At 68.5% G+C, this 17924-nt stretch carries 17 protein-coding genes; 15 read left to right on the top strand and 2 right to left on the bottom strand.

Going from position 1 to position 17924, the window contains the following annotated elements:
- Positions 1–20 precede the first annotated feature (20 nt).
- From FHR21_RS20105 to FHR21_RS20085, 5 genes are all read left to right on the top strand, one after another.
- Complete coding sequence (locus tag FHR21_RS20105) at positions 21–1469, top strand: DUF3336 domain-containing protein (RefSeq protein ID WP_184101645.1); 1449 nt, start codon at positions 21–23, stop codon at positions 1467–1469.
- On the top strand, positions 1466–2323 hold the full coding sequence (locus FHR21_RS20100; RefSeq protein ID WP_184101643.1) for an alpha/beta fold hydrolase: 858 nt from the start codon (positions 1466–1468) through the stop codon (positions 2321–2323). The genes FHR21_RS20105 and FHR21_RS20100 overlap by 4 nt, the downstream gene beginning before the upstream one ends.
- Before the next feature lie 121 nt (positions 2324–2444).
- Positions 2445–3377, top strand: coding sequence for an alpha/beta fold hydrolase (locus FHR21_RS20095; protein WP_184101641.1), 933 nt, complete (start codon positions 2445–2447; stop codon positions 3375–3377).
- A 147-nt stretch (positions 3378–3524) separates the two neighbouring features.
- Positions 3525–4526, top strand: a complete 1002-nt coding sequence (locus FHR21_RS20090; RefSeq protein ID WP_184101640.1) for an NAD(P)H-dependent glycerol-3-phosphate dehydrogenase — start codon at positions 3525–3527, stop codon at positions 4524–4526.
- A gap of 163 nt (positions 4527–4689) precedes the next feature.
- Positions 4690–5025, top strand: a complete 336-nt coding sequence (locus FHR21_RS20085) for a hypothetical protein (protein ID WP_184101638.1) — start codon at positions 4690–4692, stop codon at positions 5023–5025.
- Between the two features lie 308 nt (positions 5026–5333).
- On the opposite strand, the gene FHR21_RS20080 is transcribed toward FHR21_RS20085, so the two are convergent.
- Together FHR21_RS20080 and FHR21_RS20075 are read right to left on the bottom strand one after the other, a co-directional pair.
- A complete protein-coding gene (locus tag FHR21_RS20080) occupies positions 5334–6509 on the bottom strand; it encodes an acyl-CoA dehydrogenase family protein (RefSeq protein ID WP_221235290.1) in 1176 nt (391 codons plus the stop codon).
- 193 nt (positions 6510–6702) lie between these two features.
- The gene (locus tag FHR21_RS20075) at positions 6703–7329 is read right to left on the bottom strand and encodes a TlpA family protein disulfide reductase (protein ID WP_184101634.1); all 627 of its coding nucleotides are present in this window, start codon (positions 7327–7329) and stop codon (positions 6703–6705) included.
- Here FHR21_RS20075 and argH point away from each other — a divergent pair.
- The 10 genes from argH (at position 7328) to lepA (ending at position 17834) form a co-directional block, all read left to right on the top strand.
- Entirely contained in the window at positions 7328–8698 is a 1371-nt protein-coding gene (gene argH / locus FHR21_RS20070; protein WP_184101661.1) for an argininosuccinate lyase, read from the top strand. The two genes, FHR21_RS20075 and argH, sit on opposite strands and share 2 nt — an antisense overlap.
- A 1-nt stretch (position 8699) precedes the next feature.
- Complete coding sequence (locus FHR21_RS20065; protein WP_184101632.1) at positions 8700–8960, top strand: hypothetical protein; 261 nt, start codon at positions 8700–8702, stop codon at positions 8958–8960.
- 132 nt (positions 8961–9092) lie between these two features.
- Positions 9093–10352 carry a diaminopimelate decarboxylase gene (gene lysA, locus FHR21_RS20060; protein WP_184101630.1) on the top strand — a complete coding sequence of 420 codons (1260 nt, stop codon included), beginning with the start codon at positions 9093–9095 and terminating at the stop codon, positions 10350–10352.
- A 50-nt stretch (positions 10353–10402) separates the two neighbouring features.
- The gene (locus FHR21_RS20055) at positions 10403–11176 is read left to right on the top strand and encodes a precorrin-2 dehydrogenase/sirohydrochlorin ferrochelatase family protein (protein ID WP_184101628.1); all 774 of its coding nucleotides are present in this window, start codon (positions 10403–10405) and stop codon (positions 11174–11176) included.
- A gap of 80 nt (positions 11177–11256) precedes the next feature.
- The gene (locus tag FHR21_RS20050) at positions 11257–11403 is read left to right on the top strand and encodes a hypothetical protein (protein ID WP_184101626.1); all 147 of its coding nucleotides are present in this window, start codon (positions 11257–11259) and stop codon (positions 11401–11403) included.
- A 5-nt stretch (positions 11404–11408) separates the two neighbouring features.
- The gene (locus FHR21_RS20045; RefSeq protein ID WP_184101624.1) at positions 11409–12392 is read left to right on the top strand and encodes a HEAT repeat domain-containing protein; all 984 of its coding nucleotides are present in this window, start codon (positions 11409–11411) and stop codon (positions 12390–12392) included.
- 106 nt (positions 12393–12498) lie between these two features.
- Complete coding sequence (locus FHR21_RS20040; RefSeq protein WP_184101623.1) at positions 12499–13386, top strand: transposase; 888 nt, start codon at positions 12499–12501, stop codon at positions 13384–13386.
- A gap of 216 nt (positions 13387–13602) precedes the next feature.
- Positions 13603–14289, top strand: coding sequence for a hypothetical protein (locus FHR21_RS20035; RefSeq protein WP_184101616.1), 687 nt, complete (start codon positions 13603–13605; stop codon positions 14287–14289).
- Positions 14286–15797: a type IV secretory system conjugative DNA transfer family protein gene (locus FHR21_RS20030; RefSeq protein ID WP_184101614.1), complete on the top strand. Its 1512-nt coding sequence runs from the start codon at positions 14286–14288 to the stop codon at positions 15795–15797. Before FHR21_RS20035 ends, FHR21_RS20030 begins: the two co-directional genes overlap by 4 nt.
- Positions 15798–16010: 213 nt before the next feature.
- Positions 16011–17834 carry a translation elongation factor 4 gene (lepA, locus tag FHR21_RS20025; protein ID WP_184101612.1) on the top strand — a complete coding sequence of 608 codons (1824 nt, stop codon included), beginning with the start codon at positions 16011–16013 and terminating at the stop codon, positions 17832–17834.
- Positions 17835–17924 lie beyond the last annotated feature (90 nt).

Below are 17924 nucleotides of genomic sequence, written 5' to 3'. Positions count from 1 at the left end.
AGACAACGCAGGACCACTCCATGCTCTTCACCCCCACGCTCAGCGCCGACGCCGCGCTTGCCAAGGCCGCGGACTATGCCGCCTGGTCGAAGGCCGCGCAGGCGCACGACGCCAGATCGGGGATGCAGGCGTGGCGCGACGCCGACGAGAGCGAGCATTTCGACCATCGCGCGATCCGTGCCCGGCTCGACCGGCTGCGCGAACTGTCCGCCGCGGGCGACGTCAAGGGGCTGCTCTTCACGCTCAACGAGGGCATCCACGGCAATATCGACGGCATGGGCAACGAGCGCCTCTATCAAAAGGCGCGTTTCGGCACCAAGCGGCTGATCGAGGATTATGTCGCGGAAGTCGTCGCCGCGCTCGACCGCATCGCCGCCTCGCGCGCGATCCCGCGCGAGGAAAAGCGCGACTTCTTTCGCCGCGCCCAGCATTGCTACGGCCGTTCGGCGCTGCTGCTCTCGGGCTCGGGCAGCTTCCTCTTCTTCCACATCGGCGTCGTCGAGGCGCTGTGGAGCGAGGGCGTGCTGCCCACGATCCTCGCGGGGTCGAGCGGCGGGTCGATCGTCGCGGCGATCGTCTGCACCCGGCGCGACCGCGACATGGGCGCCTTCCTCGCCAGCGACCGCCTCGCCAACCCCGACCGCGACCCCGAACTGCGCCGTCTCGATCCGGGCGAGGTCGCCGGGCGGCTCGCCGACCTCATCCCCGACCTGACCTTCCAGCAGGCCTATGAGGTCAGCGGGCGGCACCTCAACGTCTCGGTCGCCCCGGCCGAAAAGCACCAGAACGGTCGCCTCCTGAACGCGATCACCGCGCCCAATGTGCTGATCCGCGAGGCGGTGCTCGCCTCCTGCGCGGTGCCCGGCGTCTTTCCGCCGGTCATGCTGATGGCGCGCGGCGAGGACGGCGCGCGCGTTCCCTATCAGCCCGACCGGCGCTGGGTCGACGGGTCGGTGACGCACGACATTCCGACCCGGCGGCTCGAACGCCTTTATGGCGTCAACCATCATATCGTCAGCCAGGCCAACCCGCTCGCGCTGCCCTTCGCGACCGACACGCGCAAGCAGATGGCGCCGATCGAGGCGATCCAGCACGCATCGCTGGCCACCTTCAAGGCGTGGCTCAACGCCAATATGACGATCTTCAGGAAGCCGCTCGAACTGGTGCCGCCGCTCAACAGCCTCGCCAATATGGCGCGCTCGGTCATCAACCAGGAATATACCGGCGACATCAACATCATCCGTCCGCCCCGCTACTGGTCGCCGACCAAGATCCTCTCCGACTTGGAGCAGGAGGATATCGACGACCTGATCGACACCGGCCGCCGCACCGCCTGGCCGAAGGTCGAGATGGTGCGCACCCAGACCGCGATCAGCCGCGCGCTCGACGCCATCCTCGCAAGGATCGACCGGCGCGGCGACGATGGCCCCGGTCACCGCGCCGGCGCGCTCGCGGACCCGGTGCGGTGAGCGCCGACAACGCGCCGCTCGGCCTCCCGCCGGGACGGGGCGGCGACGGCGCGACCCTCGCGGTCACCCGCTGGCTGCCGACCGGCGACCCCAGGGCGGTGGTGCTGCTCGCCCATGGTTATGCCGAGCACGCCGGGCGCTACGGTCATGTCGCGGCGCGGCTGACCGCGGCGGGCTATGCCGTCTATGGCGTCGACCATATGGGCCATGGCAAATCGGACGGCGCCATGGGCTATGTGCCCCGCTTCGCCCTCTATGTGCAGGGCATGGCGGCGCTGATCGGGCGCGTGCGCGAGGCGTGGCCCGGCAAGCCGCGCCTGCTCCTCGGCCACAGCATGGGCGGGCTGATCGCGGCGCTGTTGCTGATCGAACGCCAGCGCGATTTCGCCGCGGCGGCGCTGTCCGGCCCCGCGATCCTGACCCCCGCGCCGCCGTCGCGGCTGACCGTCTGGATCAGCCGCTTCCTGTCGCGCTATTTTCCGCGTGCCGGGGTGATGAAGCTCGATCCGACCGGGGTCAGCCGCGACCCTGCTGTCGTCGCCGCCTATCTCGCCGACCCCTTCGTCCACAGCGGCAAGATGAGCGCGCGGCTCGCGGCCGAGATGTTCGACGCGATGGCGCGGGCGCGCGAGGGGGCGGGGGCGATCGCCCTGCCGCTGCTCCTCCAGCACGGCGCTGAAGACCGCCTCACCGCCCCTGAAGGCTCGCGCTTCCTGTTCGACCATGTCGCCTCGACCGACAAAAGGCTCGAAATCTATCCGGGCCTGTTCCACGAAATCTACAACGAGCCCGAAAAGGGCGCGGTGCTGGATGATCTGATCGACTGGTTCGATGGGCATGTCGCGAAGGATTGAGCCAACCCCAAATCCCGTTCGTGTCGAGCGAAGTCGAGACGCCCATCGGCGTGGCGCAAGGCCGATGGGTGTCTCGACTTCGCTCGACACGAACGGCATGAAAAGAGCGAGTTAGCCTGCCATGAAATTCCTTCTCGTCCTCCTCGTCGCCCCGCTGATCGCGCTGGCGCTGCTCTATTTCATCTTCCCCGGCCGCCTTGTCGCCTTCGGCCGCTGGCTGCTGCGCCGGCGCGGCGGGCTGGTGGAACGGCGCGTCACCGTCGACGGCCGCGTCTGGCCCTATCTCGAGGGCGGCGACCCGGCGAAGCCGACCTTGCTGCTCGTCCACGGCTTTGCCGGCGACAAGGACAATTGGCCGATGCTCGCGGCGCATCTGCGCGGCTATCACGTCATCGCGCCCGACCTGCCGGGCTTCGGAGAGAATGAGCGCAACCCGCAGCTCGCCTACGACATCGCGGCGCAGACCGAGCGTTTGAAGGACTTCATCGACGCGCTCGGGCTAGATCGGCCGCACGTCGCCGGCAACAGCATGGGCGGCTGGATCGCGCTGCGCTACGCCCTCGACTATCCGGACGCGCTCGCCAGCCTGATCCTGCTGAACAACGCGGGGGTGAAGGGCGCGAACGAAAGCGACCTCGAAAAACAGGCGGCGAACGAGGATTATAACCCGCTGGTGATCGCCAATCTCGACGACGCCGATCGGCTCGTCGCGATGGTCGTCCACAAGCCCCCGCACATCCCCGCGCGTCTCAAGCCCGCGCTCTACCGCGACGCACTCAAATATCGCGACCAGCTCGACGGTATCTTCTGGGTCATCGCGTCGGAGATGCGCGACCACCCGCTCAACGACCGGCTCGGTGAGGTCAGGGTGCCGACGCTGATCCTCTGGGGCCGCCACGACCGGCTGATCGACGTAAGCTGCGTCCCCGTCCTCGAAGCCGGAATCGCGGGCGCGCAGGCGCAGATCTTCGACCATGTCGGGCACGTCCCGATGATCGAGGACCCAAAGGCGACGGCCGCCGCGATCAAGGGCTTCCTTGCCAGGCTCTCCTAGCCCTTCGTCACCCCGGACTTGATCCGGGGTCCCGCTTTTCCCCGCCGCTGAGCGGGACCCCGGATCAAGTCCGGGGTGACGATGAGGGCATCTTGCCAACCCGCTTCCGGCGCGCCACTCTCGCGCCCGGAACAGGGGAGGGGGCTTATGCGGCTCAGGGTCGGACTGCTCGGCGGCGGAAGCTGGGGCACCACGGTCGCGTCGGTGGTGTCGCGCAACGCGCCGATCACGCTGTGGGCGCGCGACGCCGCGACCGTCGACGGCATCAACCGGCTGCACGAGAATCACAAATATCTTCCCGGCATCAAGCTGCCGCCGGCGCTGCGCGCGACCGCCGACATGGCGGAGGCGGTGGCGGGGGCCGACGTGCTCGTCGTCGGCGTGCCCTCGCACAGCTTCCGCGCCGTGCTCGAAGAGGCGAAGCGCCATCTGCGCCCATGGGTTCCGGTCATCAGCCTGACCAAGGGGCTGGAACTCGACACCGAAAAGCGGATGACCGAACTGATCGAGGACATCCTGCCCGGCCATCCGGTCGGCGTCCTCACCGGCCCCAATCTCGCGCGTGAGATCATGGGCGGACAGGCGGCGGCCAGCGTGCTGTCGATGGAGGACGAAATCGTCGTCCGCGCGCTCCAGCCGCTGTTCCACTCGGGCCTGTTCCGCGTCTACACCAACACCGACCTGCTCGGCTGCGAGCTCGGCGGGGTGCTCAAGAATATCGTCGCGATCGCGGTCGGCATGGGCGACGGGCTCGGCGCCGGCGACAATACCCGCGCCGCGCTGATGACGCGCGGGCTGGCGGAGATCACCCGGCTCGGCGTCGCGATGGGCGGCCGCGCCGAAACCTTCGCCGGCCTCGCCGGTATGGGCGACCTGATCGCGACCTGCACCAGCGCCCTGTCGCGCAACCGCCACGTCGGGGTCGAACTCGGCAGGGGGCGGGCCATCGACGATATCGTCGCGGACATGCACATGGTCGCCGAAGGGGTGAAAAGCGCCCCGACCGTCATCGCCCTCGCGCGGCACCACGGCATCGACATGCCGATCGCGCGCGACGTGTTCGACGCGACGCAGGGCCGGCGCAGCGCGCAGGAGATATTCCGCGGCCTGCTGCGCTCCTCGGTCGGCGACGAGGCGCATCCGGGGTAAATCTGCCGAATGACATGTCGCCGTAGGGTGAATCCAGACAGGCATGATCCGGGAACAAAGCGCGATTCCACCGCGGGCCGTGTCATTTCCGGGGTCGAGCCGGGAAGAAAAGCCCGCACTGCTTCGTTCTTCTCCTGACCACCGGGTCCAAAGGAGAAAGACGATGAAAAAATGGACGGTTATGGCCGTATTTCTGGCTCTCCCCGCCGGCGCCGCCGTGGCGGCGGTGCCCTATGACGCGATGCCGCCGGGCTTCGATCGCCCCGAAATTCGCACGGTTCCCATCGCCGGCATCGTCAATCAATATTGGTACAACTACAAGGCCGACATTCTCGAGGCCGAAAAGGAACTCGGCAGCGACCTGCGCCACGCGACCGACCGCGAGGACCGCTGGGACGCCTGGGACGAATGGGCGACCGAGGTCGTCGATGCCGACAAGGATTATGTGAAGGAAATGCGCAAGAAGGGCTATCGCGTCGGCCGCGTGACGGTCGGCTGACCCTCCCCCCGGAGCTGTTCGGGGTCGCAAGGGAAGGGCGGGCGCCGCGAGGGGTCCGCCCTTCTTTTTCGTATATCGATCATAGGCGATGCCTCTTCTCCCCTCCCGCCTGCGGGAGGGGAAATCGGTTCGACCTTTAGAGCGGCGAGCCCCAAATCTGACCCACCGTCCCTTTCGTGTCGAGCGAAGTCGAGACACCCATCGACGTAGCGCAAGGCCGATGGGTGTCTCGACTTCGCTCGACACGAACGGAATTGGGGTGGTGCCGATTTAACGCGCGGCGCTCTAATGTCCGTCCTCGACGGCGCTCAATAACTCCGCGGCATCCCCAGCACATGCTCGGCGACATAGGACAGGATCATGTTCGTGCTGATCGGCGCGACCTGATAGAGGCGCGTCTCGCGGAACTTGCGTTCGATGTCATACTCGGCCGCAAAGCCGAAGCCGCCGTGGGTCTGGATGCACGCCTCGCCCGCGGCCCAGCTCGCCTCGGCGGCGAGCATCTTCGCCATATTGGCCTCGGCCCCGGCATTCTCGCCCGCCTCATATCTGGCGATCCCGTCATGGACGAGCAATTCGGCGGCGCGCATCTGGGCATAGGCGCGCGCGATCGGGAACTGCACCCCCTGATTCTGGCCGATCGGACGCCCGAACAGCACCCGTTCCTTGGCATAGCCCGACGCCTTGTCGATGAACCACTTGGCATCGCCGATGCACTCGGCCGCGATCAGCAGCCGCTCGGCATTCATCCCCGACAGGATATAGCGGAACCCCTTGCCCTCCTCGCCGATCAGGTTCGCGGCGGGAACGCGCATCCGGTCGAAGAAGATTTCGGTCGTCGCATGGTTCATCATCGTGTCGATCGGCCGGATCGTCAGCGTCCCCGCGGCAAGCGCTTCCTTCATGTCAACCAGAAAGACCGACAGCCCCTCGGTACGGCTCGCCGCGGCCTCGCGCGGCGTCGTGCGCGCGAGCAGGATCATCAGGTCGCTATGTTCGGCGCGGCTGGTCCACAGCTTCTGGCCGTCGACGACATATTCGTCGCCGCCTGCCCCGGACCCCGATCCGGGGTCCTTCTTCGCGACGGTCTTCAGGCTCAGCGTATCGGTGCCACTCGTCGGCTCGGTGACGCCGAAGGCCTGCAAACGCAGCTCGCCGGTGGCGATGCGCGGCAGGTACCGCGCCTTCTGCTCCTCGGACCCGTGGCGCAGCAGCGTGCCCATCACATACATCTGCGCGTGCACCGCGCCGCCGTTGCAGCCCTGGCGCTGGATTTCCTCGAGGATCGCCGCGGCGGCAGAGAGGGGAAGCCCCGCGCCGCCATATTCCTCGGGGATCAGCGCCGCGAGATACCCCGCTTCGCCCAGTGCCGCGACGAACTCCGACGGATAGGCTCGCGCCTTGTCCTTCGCCTGCCAATAGGGACCGGGAAACTGCGCGCACAGCTTCGCGACCTCTTCGCGGATGTCGGAATAATCGTGCATCGGCCGCCTCGCTTTCATCGTTCGGATCGGCGCTAGGACAGCGGTAGTAAAATTTCAATATCGCGAAGCGTCTTTCAACTATATGAAAACCTGGCTGGAGGGCCGCGCGCGCCTTTGTCATTCCCGCTTTCGCGGAAATGACGAAAAGGGAGATGACGAAAGGAGGGAGGTGTCATGGCCAATCGGCCCGACCCTATGCCCCCGCCTCCGCCAGCAGCGCCTTCGCCTCCTCGCCCTGCCAGTCGATCGCGCCCATGACGCGCCAGACCTCCTTGCCCTCGGCATCGTAATAGAGGCTCGTCGGCAATCCGCCCGCCGCCGCGTCGAGCAGCGCATTCTCGGGGTCGAGATAGGGCTGCAGCGTCGTCAGCCCGGCCTTCTGGAACCAGGGATCGACGACCTCGGCCCCCTGCAGGTCCATCGCGACCGCGATCACCTGCATCGTGTCGCCGCGCGCCGCGGCCAGCTTGTCGAGCGTCGGCATCTCGGCGACGCAGGGCGCGCACCAGGTCGCCCACAGGTTGACGAGCAGCGGCTTGCCCCGGAACGCCGCCAGCGTCACCGGCGCATCGTCGGGGCCGCGAAAGGCGGCGGCGGGCGCCGCATCGCCGGCGTGACTGCGGTCGACCACATGCTGGAACGTCTCGACGCCGCGCGCCGCTTCGCCGCCCGAAATATTTGCTTGGGGCGCGCCCGCTTGCTCCTCGCGGTGCTTTTCCCTATCGCAGCCCGCGACCGATCCGGCCAGCAGCAGGGCGAGGATCGTGATTTTCGGATTTGGGACGCGGCGGATGACGGATTCTCCGGATAGCAACAGCATGTGGGGCGGCCGCTTCGGTGGCGGACCCGCGGCGATCATGCAAGAGATTAACGCGTCCATCCCCGTCGACAAGCGGTTATGGGAAGAGGATATCGCCGCCAGCCGCGCCCACGCGGCGATGCTCGGCGCGCAGGGCATCGTCGCCGCCGCCGACGCCGCCGCGATCGACGCCGGCCTCGCGCAGATCGCGGGGGAATTCGCGGCGGGCGGCGTGCCCGTCGACCTCGCGCTCGAGGATATCCACATGACGGTGGAATCGCGCCTCAAGACCCTCGTCGGCGACGCGGCCGGGCGCCTCCATACCGCGCGCTCGCGCAACGACCAGGTCGCGACCGATTTCCGCCTCTGGGTCCGCACCGCCTGCGACCGCATCGACGCCGGGCTGAAGGCATTGCAGACGGCGCTGCTCGCCCGCGCCGACGAGCATGCGGACAGCATCATGCCCGGCTTCACCCATCTGCAGGTCGCGCAGCCGGTGACGCTCGGCCATCACCTGCTCGCCTATGTCGAGATGGTCGGGCGCGACCGCGGGCGCTTTCGCGACGCGCGCGCGCGGCTCAACGAATCGCCGCTCGGCGCCGCGGCGCTCGCCGGGACCAGTTTCCCGCTCGACCGCGCCGCGACCGCGGCGGCGCTCGGCTTCGACCGGCCGATGGCGAACAGCATCGACGCCGTGTCCGACCGCGACTTCGCGCTCGAATTTTGCGCCGCCGCGTCGATCGCGGCACTCCACCTCTCGCGCCTGGCCGAGGAAATCGTGATCTGGGCCAGCCAGCCCTTCGGCTTCGTCAGCCTGCCCGACGCCTGGTCGACCGGCAGCTCGATCATGCCGCAAAAGCGCAATCCCGACGCCGCCGAACTGGTGCGCGGGCGCGCCGGCCTGCTGCTCGGCGCCTTCCAGCGGCTTGCGGTGATCGTGAAGGGGCTGCCGCTCACCTATTCGAAGGATCTTCAGGACGACAAGGAAACGGTGTTCGGCGCCTTCGACGCGCTCGCCCTGTCGCTCGCGGCGATGACCGGGATGGTCGAGACGCTCAGCTTCCGCACCGATCGGATGCGCGCGCTTGCCGCTTCGGGCTTCTCGACCGCGACCGATCTTGCCGACTGGCTGGTGCGCGAGGCGGGGGTGCCGTTCCGCGAGGCGCATCATATCGTCGGCGCCTGCGTGAAACGATCGGAGGCGCTCGGCGTTGACCTGTCGGAGCTGCCTGCCGGCGAAGCGGCGGCGATCCACGCCGCCGTCACGCCCGCCGCGCTCGCGGCGCTGACCGTCGAGGCGTCGGTCGCCAGCCGGATCAGCTATGGCGGCACCGCGCCCGAACGGGTAAGGGAAGCCATCGCCGCGGCCCGCGCCGCGCTGGAGGATTGAGATGCGAAACCGCCGTCCGATCGCCGCCGCCCTGTCGGGCACCGCGCTGCTCATGGCGCTCGGCGCCTGCGGCCAGCGCGAGGATCTGAAACCCGTGGCCGATCAGGCGCCCCCGGTGACCCCGATCGGCGCCACCCGCCCCCCGACGAACGAGGAGCTTACGACGCCCGACGCGCAGGCGGTGCCCGCGCGCAGCGACGAACTTCTCAAACGCTCCGAACAGCGCGAACCCGACGATTTCGACCTGCCCCCGCCGGGCTGAGTTTCGGAAATCCACCTATTTTCCGTTCGTGCCGAGCCTGTCGAAGCCCCGTCCTTCTTGTGTCGCGCGCAAAGGAAGAACGGCCCTTCGACGGGCTCGGAGCGAGCAAAGGATCAAATATAGGATCTGTTTGTGGACCATTTTCAATATCGCGACGGCGTCCTCCACGCCGAAGACATCCCCCTGCCGCGTATCGCCGAGGAGATCGGCACCCCCGTCTATGTCTATTCGCGCGCGACGCTCGAACGCCATGCGCAGGTGTTTCGCGACGCGCTCGAGGACGTGCCGAAGAAGCACATCGCCTTCGCGATCAAGTGCAACCCCAACCTCGGCGTGCTGCGTGTGCTCGCGCGGCAGGGCTATGGCGCCGACGTCGTTTCGGGCGGCGAGCTCGAGCGCGCGCTCGCCGCGGGCATGGCGGCGGAGGACATCGTCTTCTCCGGCGTTGGCAAGACCCGCGCCGAGCTGGCGCAGGGGCTCGATCGCGGCATCGGGCAGTTCAATATCGAGCATGAGCCGGAGGGCATCGCGCTAGCCGAAATCGCGCTGGCGAAGGAGACGACCGCGCAGGCGGTGCTGCGCGTCAACCCCGACGTCGATGCGGGCACCCATGCCAAGATCTCGACCGGCAAGGCGGAGAACAAGTTCGGCGTCGGCATCGACGCTGCGCCCGAGATCTTCGACCGCCTCGCCGGCCTGCCGGGGCTGAAGATGCGCGGCATCGCGCTCCATATCGGCAGCCAGCTCACCAGCCTCGCGCCGCTCGAGGCCGCGTTCGAGCGCGTCGGCCGCCTCGTCGCCGACCTGCGCGCCGCGGGACACGACATCACCCATGTCGACCTCGGCGGGGGTCTCGGCGTGCCCTATCGCCCCGACGACGATCCGCCGAGCCCGGCCGAATATGGCGCGATGGTCGCGCGGGTGACGAAGAACTGGGACGTGACCCTGATGTTCGAGCCCGGCCGCGTCATCGCCGGCAACACCGGCGTGCTGCTGACCGAGGTGCTGTGGGTCAAGCCCGGCGCGACGAACCCTTTCGTCATCGTCGACGCCGCGATGAACGACCTCGCGCGCCCGGCGCTCTACGATGCCTATCATGATTTCGTCGCGGTCGAACCGACGGGCGAAAAAATGACCGCCTCGATCGTCGGCCCGGTGTGCGAGACCGGCGACACCTTCGCGCGCGACCGCACCATCGACCGGGTCGAATCGGGCGACCTTGCCGTCTTCCGCACCGCCGGCGCCTATGGCGCGACGATGGCCTCGACCTACAACAGCCGCAGCCTCGTCCCCGAGGTGCTCGTCGACGGGGACCGCTCCATCGTCGTCGCCGACCGCATCGCCGCCGGCACGATCATGGCGGCCGAGCGCGTGCCCGACTGGATCGACTGACCCTGAGCCGCCCCCTCCCCTGAAAGGGAGGGGCCTGCTATAGGCCCACCATGCATCAGTTTCCCATCTTCCTGACCCTCGCCGGCCGCCCCGTCGTGCTGGTCGGGGACGGGGAGGCGGCCGCGGCCAAGGCGCGGCTGATCGCCCGCGCGGGCGGCCGCGTCGTGCCCGAATGGCAGGACGGCGCCCGGCTCGCCTTCGTCGCCCTCGCCGACGAAGGCGAGGCGCGCGCCGCCGCCGAAGCGTTGCGCGCCCGCGGCCTGCTCGTCAATGTCGTCGACCGGCCCGATCTGTGCGATTTCACCACGCCCGCGATCGTCGACCGCGCCCCCGTCACCATCGCGATCGGCACCGGCGGCGCTTCGGCGGGGCTCGCCAAGGCCATCCGGCAACGCGTCGAGGCGCTGCTCCCGTCGCGTCTCGGCGCGCTCGCCTCCGCGCTCCACGCCGCGCGCGGCGCGATCCGCGCCCGCTGGCCCGCCGCCGCCGACCGCCGCCGCGCGATCGATACCGCGCTGGCCCCCCGCGGCCCCCTCGACCCGCTGGACGGCGGCGCGGCGGACGGCGTCGAGGCCTGGCTCGCCACCGACGGCGTGCTCGCGCCCGTGCGCCTCGAAACCGTGCATCTGACCAGCGCCGACCCCGACGATCTGACGCTGCGCGCCGCGCGCCTGCTGGGGGAGGCCGACCATATCTTCCACCCCGCCGCCACCCCCGCCGCGATCCTCGACCGCGTCCGCGCCGACGCCGCGCGCCACGTCGCCGCCGCGCCGCCCGCCGACCCGCCGCCGGGCCTGTCGCTTTGGCTTACGCCATTAAATTAAGTTAACTGGCGCCGCCGTCCCCGATTTCCGACCCCTGCCGGCGCGGCCCGAAGCGCCGCGTCTGCAAGAGGGGGATTATCATGACATTGCCGCCACTCGATATCGCGGCCTTGCCGCTGCTCGACACCGCGGTCGGCCTGTTCGGATCGTGCGCCGCTGGCATGGTGACGTCGAAGCCGGGGATTTTCGAGGTCACCGTCACGGTCGTTCTCATCATCTACGACTGATCGCCATGGCGTCGCGCCACGATCATTATCCGCGCGGCGATACGGCGCGGCGGCGGGCGATGCGCGCCGCCGCGACCGCGCTCGCGGAGCAATGGACGACCGAGGATCAAGATCCCGGCGGTCTTCTCGCCGCGATGCGCGCGCAGCGGGATGCCGCCCCCGACGCCGCGCTGGCCGCGCTCGCGCCCTGGCTCGCCGACACCGGCTGGCTGGCTGCGCGCCTCGACGCCGCGCTCGCGTTGCTCCGTGCCGATGTCTTCGCGCGCGCGCCGCTGCGCCCGGTCGGCGGCGGCGCGCTCGGCGGGCTGCTGCTGGCCGAGGCGGGAGCGATCCGGCTCAGCCTGCTCGTCCGCCCGTTCGACGCCGTATCGCAAGCCGAGGCGCCGGTCGCGATCTTCGCGCCGGGACGCACCCGGACGCGCATCCTCGCCGCCGGGGGGGCGGCGATCGCCTTCCACCGCGTCGCCGTCAGCGCCGCCGAAGAGGCGGGCGCCTTCACTTCCGCTGCCGCGAGCCCATGCGTCAGCGACCCGCCGCGCCCGCTCGTGACCGGCGAGACGCTGATCCTCGACAGCGCCCGCGCCGCGTTCAGCCTGTCCGGCGGGCGCGGCGACATGGTCCTCCTCGAACTGGCGGTCCAGCCGCCCTCGCGCCTGCCGATCCGCGCCTATGACACGGCCACCGGCCGGCTCGTCCACGTTTCGGCCTCGCGCCGCGACAGCAGCTTTCGCGCGATGGCGCTCACCCTGCTCCGCACCATGGGTCGCCGCGACGCCGCGCCGCTCTTCGCCGAGGAAGCGGGCAGCGGGGATTTCGCCGCGCGCTGGCACGCGATGCGCGAACTCGCCGCGCTCGACCCCGCCGTCGCCCCGGCGCCGCTTGCGCACATGGCCGCCGCCGACCCGCATCCCGAGGTCCGCCGCGCCGCGCAAGCGACGCTGGCGCTGCTGTCCTCCCCTCCTCTTCAGGGGAGGGACAGCGAGACTTAGGCGCTTCGCGCCTTAGTCGCAGCGGGGTGGTCGCCGAAACCTCGCGCAACATCGCCCGCACCACCCCCAACCCCTCCTCTGAAGAGGAGGGGCGTAAAGGACTCCCATGCCCCGCTCGATAACGCCCCCCGCCGGCCCCGAACTCGACCTCGAAACCGTCGCCGCTACTCTCGACGAATCGGGCGTCGATCTCGCTGACGAGGCCAGCCTTGCCCGCTGCGTCCAGCTCCTCGCCGCCCTCGCGCGCAACCGCTCGTTTCTGGCCGACCGCGTCATCGCCGAGCTCAAGGCCAGTTACGCGGACCAGCTCGCGGCGAACCGCTATTCGGCGCAGGTCTTCCTCCTCCACCGCAGCCGCCGCGGCTGGTTTCTGCGCGCCAACCTGTGGCCCGCCGCCACCGACGCCGTCTATGCCGCCAGCGGCCCCGCGGCCTTCGCCTACGGCCTGCCACATGACCATAATTTCCACTTCCTGACCACCGGCTATTGGGGACCGGGCTATGTCAGCGACGATTACGACTATGACCCCGAGAGCGTCGACGGTCGCCTCGGCGAACCGATGGCGCTGAATTTCGTCGGGCGCAGCCGGCTTTCCGAAGGCCGGATGCTCCTCTACCGCGCCCACCGCGACATCCACAGCCAGCGTCCGCCCGAGCGGCTCTCGATCAGCCTCAACATCATGGACGAGGGCGAGCATGTCCCGTGGCGCGATCAGTATATCGTCGATCTGGACCGCCGCGCCATCGCCCGCCGTCCGACAGTCGCGGCGTCCGAAATGCTGCTGCGCTGCGCCGTCCACCTGACCGGAAACGGCAGGGACGTCGCCGACCAATTCGCGCGCGCGCACCCGGTCCCCCGCGTCCGCGCGAACGCGATCGCCGCGCTCGCGGCAGTGGCGGGCCGGGATGCCCGCGCCGCGACCCTCGAACGCGGCCTCGCCGACCCCGACCCTCGCGTCCGCGATGATTGTGCGCGCTGGCTCGCCCTCGGCTGAAGGGCCCCGGATTTTTTGCAATGGCATCCTTCAGACAGGTGAGCGATCCCCGGCGCACGCCGGGGTCGGGACGGTGCGCGTCTGCCTCGCATGGACCCCGGCGTTCGCCGGAGATCACCTTGCTCCTGTCTCAGGGGTATGAACGTCGATTTTTCTTGTCGTTCCGCCGTCTGGCCTCCTATTCCCGTTCGCGACCGAAGAGGGTGGGGGATCATCATGCTGCAACCGTTCGGGTGGCCGACGCCGCCCCTGCTTTCGGGTTCCTGGCACGAAATCGACCCCGACCTTGCGCGCGAGTTCCGCGACCTGCTCGTCTCGTCGCAAATCCGCTGCACGCCGCTCGTCTATGCCGGGGCGATGCGCCGCTACCGCGTGCGCCCGCTCGCCTTCTGGCCCGGCTGGATGTGGGTCGACGCGCTGGTCGACACGAAACAGGGGGCGGCCTCCGCCGCTTTCCTCTATGGCCCCTATGGCGCACATGAACTCGACGGTACCTCGGCGCTGATCCACGACGTCAACGAAGGCGGCGCGCTTGATGTCTCGACCGCCGATCTCGCCGCCGACTATCTGCGCTTCTTCTGCAGCGCGGTGCGCGGCGACGAGGGACCCTTCTTCCTGATCGAGGATAGCGAGCGCTTCGCCCTCCTGTCGGGCAGCGCGTTTCCCGACGCCGGCCTTGCCGCTCATGCCAGGCCGGTCGCGGTCCGCCAGACGGCGACGGGCTGGGACCTCGAAGCCTTCGTCTATTATGGCGACGCGCTGTTCGCCAGCCGCTTCTCGCTCGATGCGACGGGGCTGGTCGAGATGATCGACGACGAACCCCTGTTCACCGGCGTCGCGACGCCGCAGATCGACTATGACGGGCTGGTCAGCCGCCCGCGTACCGCGGGAGGTATGGCATGAGCAGCGCTTCGGCCCAGTTCGGCTCGCAATCGCCCGCGACGCTCAGCCTGCCCGACGCGATCGAGGGCGATGGGCTGCTCGTCGGCTGGTCGCTCGAAACGCGCCGCCACAGCCGCCCGGTCGGCTTCAGCTTCGGCGATCAGGTCGACGCCGCCGGCCGCGCCGCGCTGCCGATCCTGCTCGCGGGCGAGGGGCATCTCATCACCATCGCGCCGACCGGTGCGGGCAAGGGTGTCGGTTGCGTCGTTCCGTCGCTGCTGCGCCACCGCGGCCCGGCGATCGTCATCGACCCGAAGGGGGAGAATGCGGCGATCACCGCGCGCCGCCGCCGCGACATGGGGCAGCAGGTGATCGTCCTCGACCCGATGGGCATCACCGCCTTCCAGGGCGGCGCGCTCAACCCGCTCGACCTGATCGACCCCTTCGCTCCGACCGCGGTCGACGAGGCGCATGTCGTGATCGACCAGCTTCTCGCCTTCACCAGCGCTGACCGCGACCGCTTCTGGCAGGGCCGCGCGCGCCAGCTCCTCGTCGGCGTCCTCTTTCACCTGCTGACCGACCTGCCGAAGCAGACGCACACGCTCGCCGAATTTCGCGCGCTGGTGAATCGCGCGGCGGGCGACGCGACGGCGCTGATCCAGGCGCTCGAAGCCTCGCGCCACCCGGAGGCGCGCGCGACGGGACAGCTTTTCGCGATCAACGCGGCAGAGACCGTCGGCGGCATCGTCGCCTTTGCGCAGGAAGCGATCGACTTCATGCGCGGCCCCGCGCTGCAGGCGGCGACCGAACGGTCGAGCATTGATTTCGACGCGGTGACGCGTGGCGACCCGCTCACCATCTACATCGTCATGCCGCCGCACATGCTCGGCTCGCACGGGCGGCTGCTGCGGCTGTGGGTCGGGGCGCTGATGACCGCGATCATGCGTCGCCGTGCGCGGCCGGAGGCGTCGACGCTGTTCGTGCTCGACGAGGCGGCGCAGCTCGGAACCTTCAACGAACTGCGCCAGGCGGTGACGCTGCTGCGCGGCTATGGGCTCCAGACCTGGAGTTTCTGGCAGGACGCCTCGCAGCTTCAGTATCTCTATCCCGACGATTGGCAGACGATGGTCAACAACAGCAAGGTGGTGCAGTGCTTCGGCGCCAACACCCTGCTCGCGGCGCAGACGATGGCGGGGCTCGTCGGCCACCCCGACCCGGTCGGCGTCCTCGCGCTGCCGCCCGACGAGATGCTGTTGCAGGTCGCGGGCGACATCGCGGTGGTGGCGAAACTGCCCAACTACCGCCTCGACCCCGCCTTCGCCGGCCTGTTCGACGGCAACCCCTATCACGACGCCGCGGCCGACCCGATGGGCCTGCCGCGCACGCCCCTCGTCGAATATATCCGCCCGCCCGCACCCCCGGCTCCCCCGCGCCCGCGCTACGACACGGCGGTCAGCGGCATTCCCTTCCCCAGCCACGAGGACATGGCCCACCGCATCCTGGAAGCGGTGGGCGCGGGAAAGGGGTGAGGGCGACGGCGCGTTTCACGCGTCCGATCGCGGATAGGGAGCATCGGACCGTGCCGCCTCTCTTTTAACTTAATTATCTATTTGATTTTATACATTAAAGTTTAATGCCGTCCTCACGATACGCGGCACTTTCGCCAACTTCCGCACTATCCGCGTCCGTCGCAGTGCCGCGACCTGCTGACAGCGCGGCTTTCCGCTGCTAACGGGCCGCGCATGACCACGCCCTTGTCCCATATCCGCAACTTCTCGATCATCGCCCATATCGACCATGGGAAATCAACGCTGGCCGACCGGCTGATCCAGTTCACCGGCGGCCTGACCGAGCGCGAGATGTCGGCGCAGGTGCTCGATAACATGGACATCGAAAAGGAACGCGGCATCACCATCAAGGCGCAGACCGTGCGCCTTTCCTACAAGGCAAAGGATGGCGAGACCTATCAGCTCAACCTGATGGACACGCCCGGCCACGTCGACTTCGCCTATGAGGTGTCGCGCTCGCTCGCCGCATGCGAGGGCGCGCTGCTCGTCGTCGACGCGGCGCAGGGGGTCGAGGCGCAGACGCTCGCCAACGTCTATCAGTCGATCGAGCACGATCACGAGATCGTGCCGGTCATCAACAAGATCGACCTGCCCGCCGCCGACGTCGACAAGGTGAAGGCGGAGATCGAGGATATCATCGGCCTGCCCGCGGACGACGCGGTGCTCGCTTCGGCCAAGTCGGGGATCGGCATCGAGGAAGCGCTCGAAGCCATCGTCGCGAAGATTCCCGCGCCGAAGGGCGACGCCGCGGCGCCGCTCGTCGCGATGCTCGTCGATAGCTGGTACGACCCCTATCTGGGTGTCGTCATCCTCGTCCGCGTCGTCGACGGCGTGCTGAAAAAGGGCCAGCAGATCAAGTTCATGCAGGCGGGCACCACCCACCTGATCGACCGCGTCGGCTGCTTCACACCCAAGCGGCAGGACCTGACCGAGATCGGCTCCGGGGAGATCGGCTTCATCACCGCGCAGATCAAGGACGTCGCGCAGGCGCGCGTCGGCGATACGGTGACCGACGCCAAGAAACCCGCTGCGGCGCCGCTGGCGGGGTTCAAGGAGGTGCAGCCGGTCGTCTTCTGCGGCCTCTTCCCCACCGACGCCAACGACTTCGAAAAACTGCGCGAAAGCATCCAGAAGCTCCGTCTCAACGATGCGTCGTTCAGCTTTGAGATGGAGACGAGCGCCGCGCTGGGCTTCGGCTTCCGCTGCGGTTTCCTCGGCCTGCTGCACCTTGAGATCATCCAGGAACGGCTGACCCGCGAGTATGACCTCGACCTCATCACCACCGCGCCGTCGGTGGTCTACAAGCTGAAGCTCACCCGTTCGAAGGACGGCGGCCCGACCGAGATGGAGCTGCACAACCCCGCCGACATGCCCGACCCGAACCGGATCGAGGAGATCGAGGAGCCATGGATCGAGGCGGTCATCTATGTCCCCGACGAATATCTCGGCGCGATATTGAAGCTCTGCCAGGATCGCCGCGGCATCCAGAAGAACCTCACCTACGTGGGCGACCGTGCGCAGATCACCTACGAACTGCCGCTCAACGAAGTGGTGTTCGACTTCTACGACCGCCTCAAGAGCATCAGCCGCGGCTATGCCTCATTCGACTATCACCAGATCGGCCACCGCCCCGGCGACCTCGTCAAGATGAGCATCCTCGTCAACAATGAGCCGGTCGACGCGCTGTCGATGATCGTCCATCGCGGTTCGGCCGAAAGCCGCGGCCGCGGCATGTGCGAGCGATTGAAGGACCTGATCCCGCGCCACATGTTCAAGATCCCGATCCAGGCGGCGATCGGCGGCAAGGTGATCGCGCGCGAAACGATCGCCGCGCTGCGCAAGGATGTGACCGCCAAATGCTACGGCGGCGACGCGACCCGCAAGAAGAAGCTCCTCGAAAAGCAGAAAGAGGGCAAGAAGCGGATGCGCGAATATGGCAACGTCAACATCCCGCAGGAGGCGTTCATCGCCGCGCTCAGGATGGGCGACGACGCCTAGGTTTCGTTTACATTCAGGATTCCCATTGGCGTAGGATTGTGATTCAAGCTGCTGGCTGTTTGGAGGTCGGCATGGATGGAGCGACAGGAA

Source organism: Sphingopyxis panaciterrulae (genome assembly GCF_014199295.1).
Classification (GTDB): Bacteria; Pseudomonadota; Alphaproteobacteria; order Sphingomonadales; family Sphingomonadaceae; genus Sphingopyxis; species Sphingopyxis panaciterrulae.
This window is presented reverse-complemented; position numbering and strand designations above follow the sequence as displayed.

Bases quoted from the DNA above. Each gene is read 5' to 3' on its own strand.
- FHR21_RS20105 (WP_184101645.1), top strand. From the start codon at position 21: ATGCTCTTCACCCCCACGCTCAGCGCCGACGCCGCGCTTGCCAAGGCC.
- FHR21_RS20095 (WP_184101641.1), top strand. From the start codon at position 2,445: ATGAAATTCCTTCTCGTCCTCCTCGTCGCCCCGCTGATCGCGCTGGCG.
- FHR21_RS20090 (WP_184101640.1), top strand. From the start codon at position 3,525: ATGCGGCTCAGGGTCGGACTGCTCGGCGGCGGAAGCTGGGGCACCACG.
- FHR21_RS20085 (WP_184101638.1), top strand. From the start codon at position 4,690: ATGAAAAAATGGACGGTTATGGCCGTATTTCTGGCTCTCCCCGCCGGC.
- FHR21_RS20080 (WP_221235290.1), bottom strand. From the start codon at position 6,509: ATGCACGATTATTCCGACATCCGCGAAGAGGTCGCGAAGCTGTGCGCG.
- argH (WP_184101661.1), top strand. From the start codon at position 7,328: ATGTGGGGCGGCCGCTTCGGTGGCGGACCCGCGGCGATCATGCAAGAG.
- FHR21_RS20075 (WP_184101634.1), bottom strand. From the start codon at position 7,329: ATGCTGTTGCTATCCGGAGAATCCGTCATCCGCCGCGTCCCAAATCCG.
- FHR21_RS20065 (WP_184101632.1), top strand. From the start codon at position 8,700: ATGCGAAACCGCCGTCCGATCGCCGCCGCCCTGTCGGGCACCGCGCTG.
- FHR21_RS20055 (WP_184101628.1), top strand. From the start codon at position 10,403: ATGCATCAGTTTCCCATCTTCCTGACCCTCGCCGGCCGCCCCGTCGTG.
- FHR21_RS20050 (WP_184101626.1), top strand. From the start codon at position 11,257: ATGACATTGCCGCCACTCGATATCGCGGCCTTGCCGCTGCTCGACACC.
- FHR21_RS20045 (WP_184101624.1), top strand. From the start codon at position 11,409: ATGGCGTCGCGCCACGATCATTATCCGCGCGGCGATACGGCGCGGCGG.
- FHR21_RS20040 (WP_184101623.1), top strand. From the start codon at position 12,499: ATGCCCCGCTCGATAACGCCCCCCGCCGGCCCCGAACTCGACCTCGAA.
- FHR21_RS20035 (WP_184101616.1), top strand. From the start codon at position 13,603: ATGCTGCAACCGTTCGGGTGGCCGACGCCGCCCCTGCTTTCGGGTTCC.
- FHR21_RS20030 (WP_184101614.1), top strand. From the start codon at position 14,286: ATGAGCAGCGCTTCGGCCCAGTTCGGCTCGCAATCGCCCGCGACGCTC.
- lepA (WP_184101612.1), top strand. From the start codon at position 16,011: ATGACCACGCCCTTGTCCCATATCCGCAACTTCTCGATCATCGCCCAT.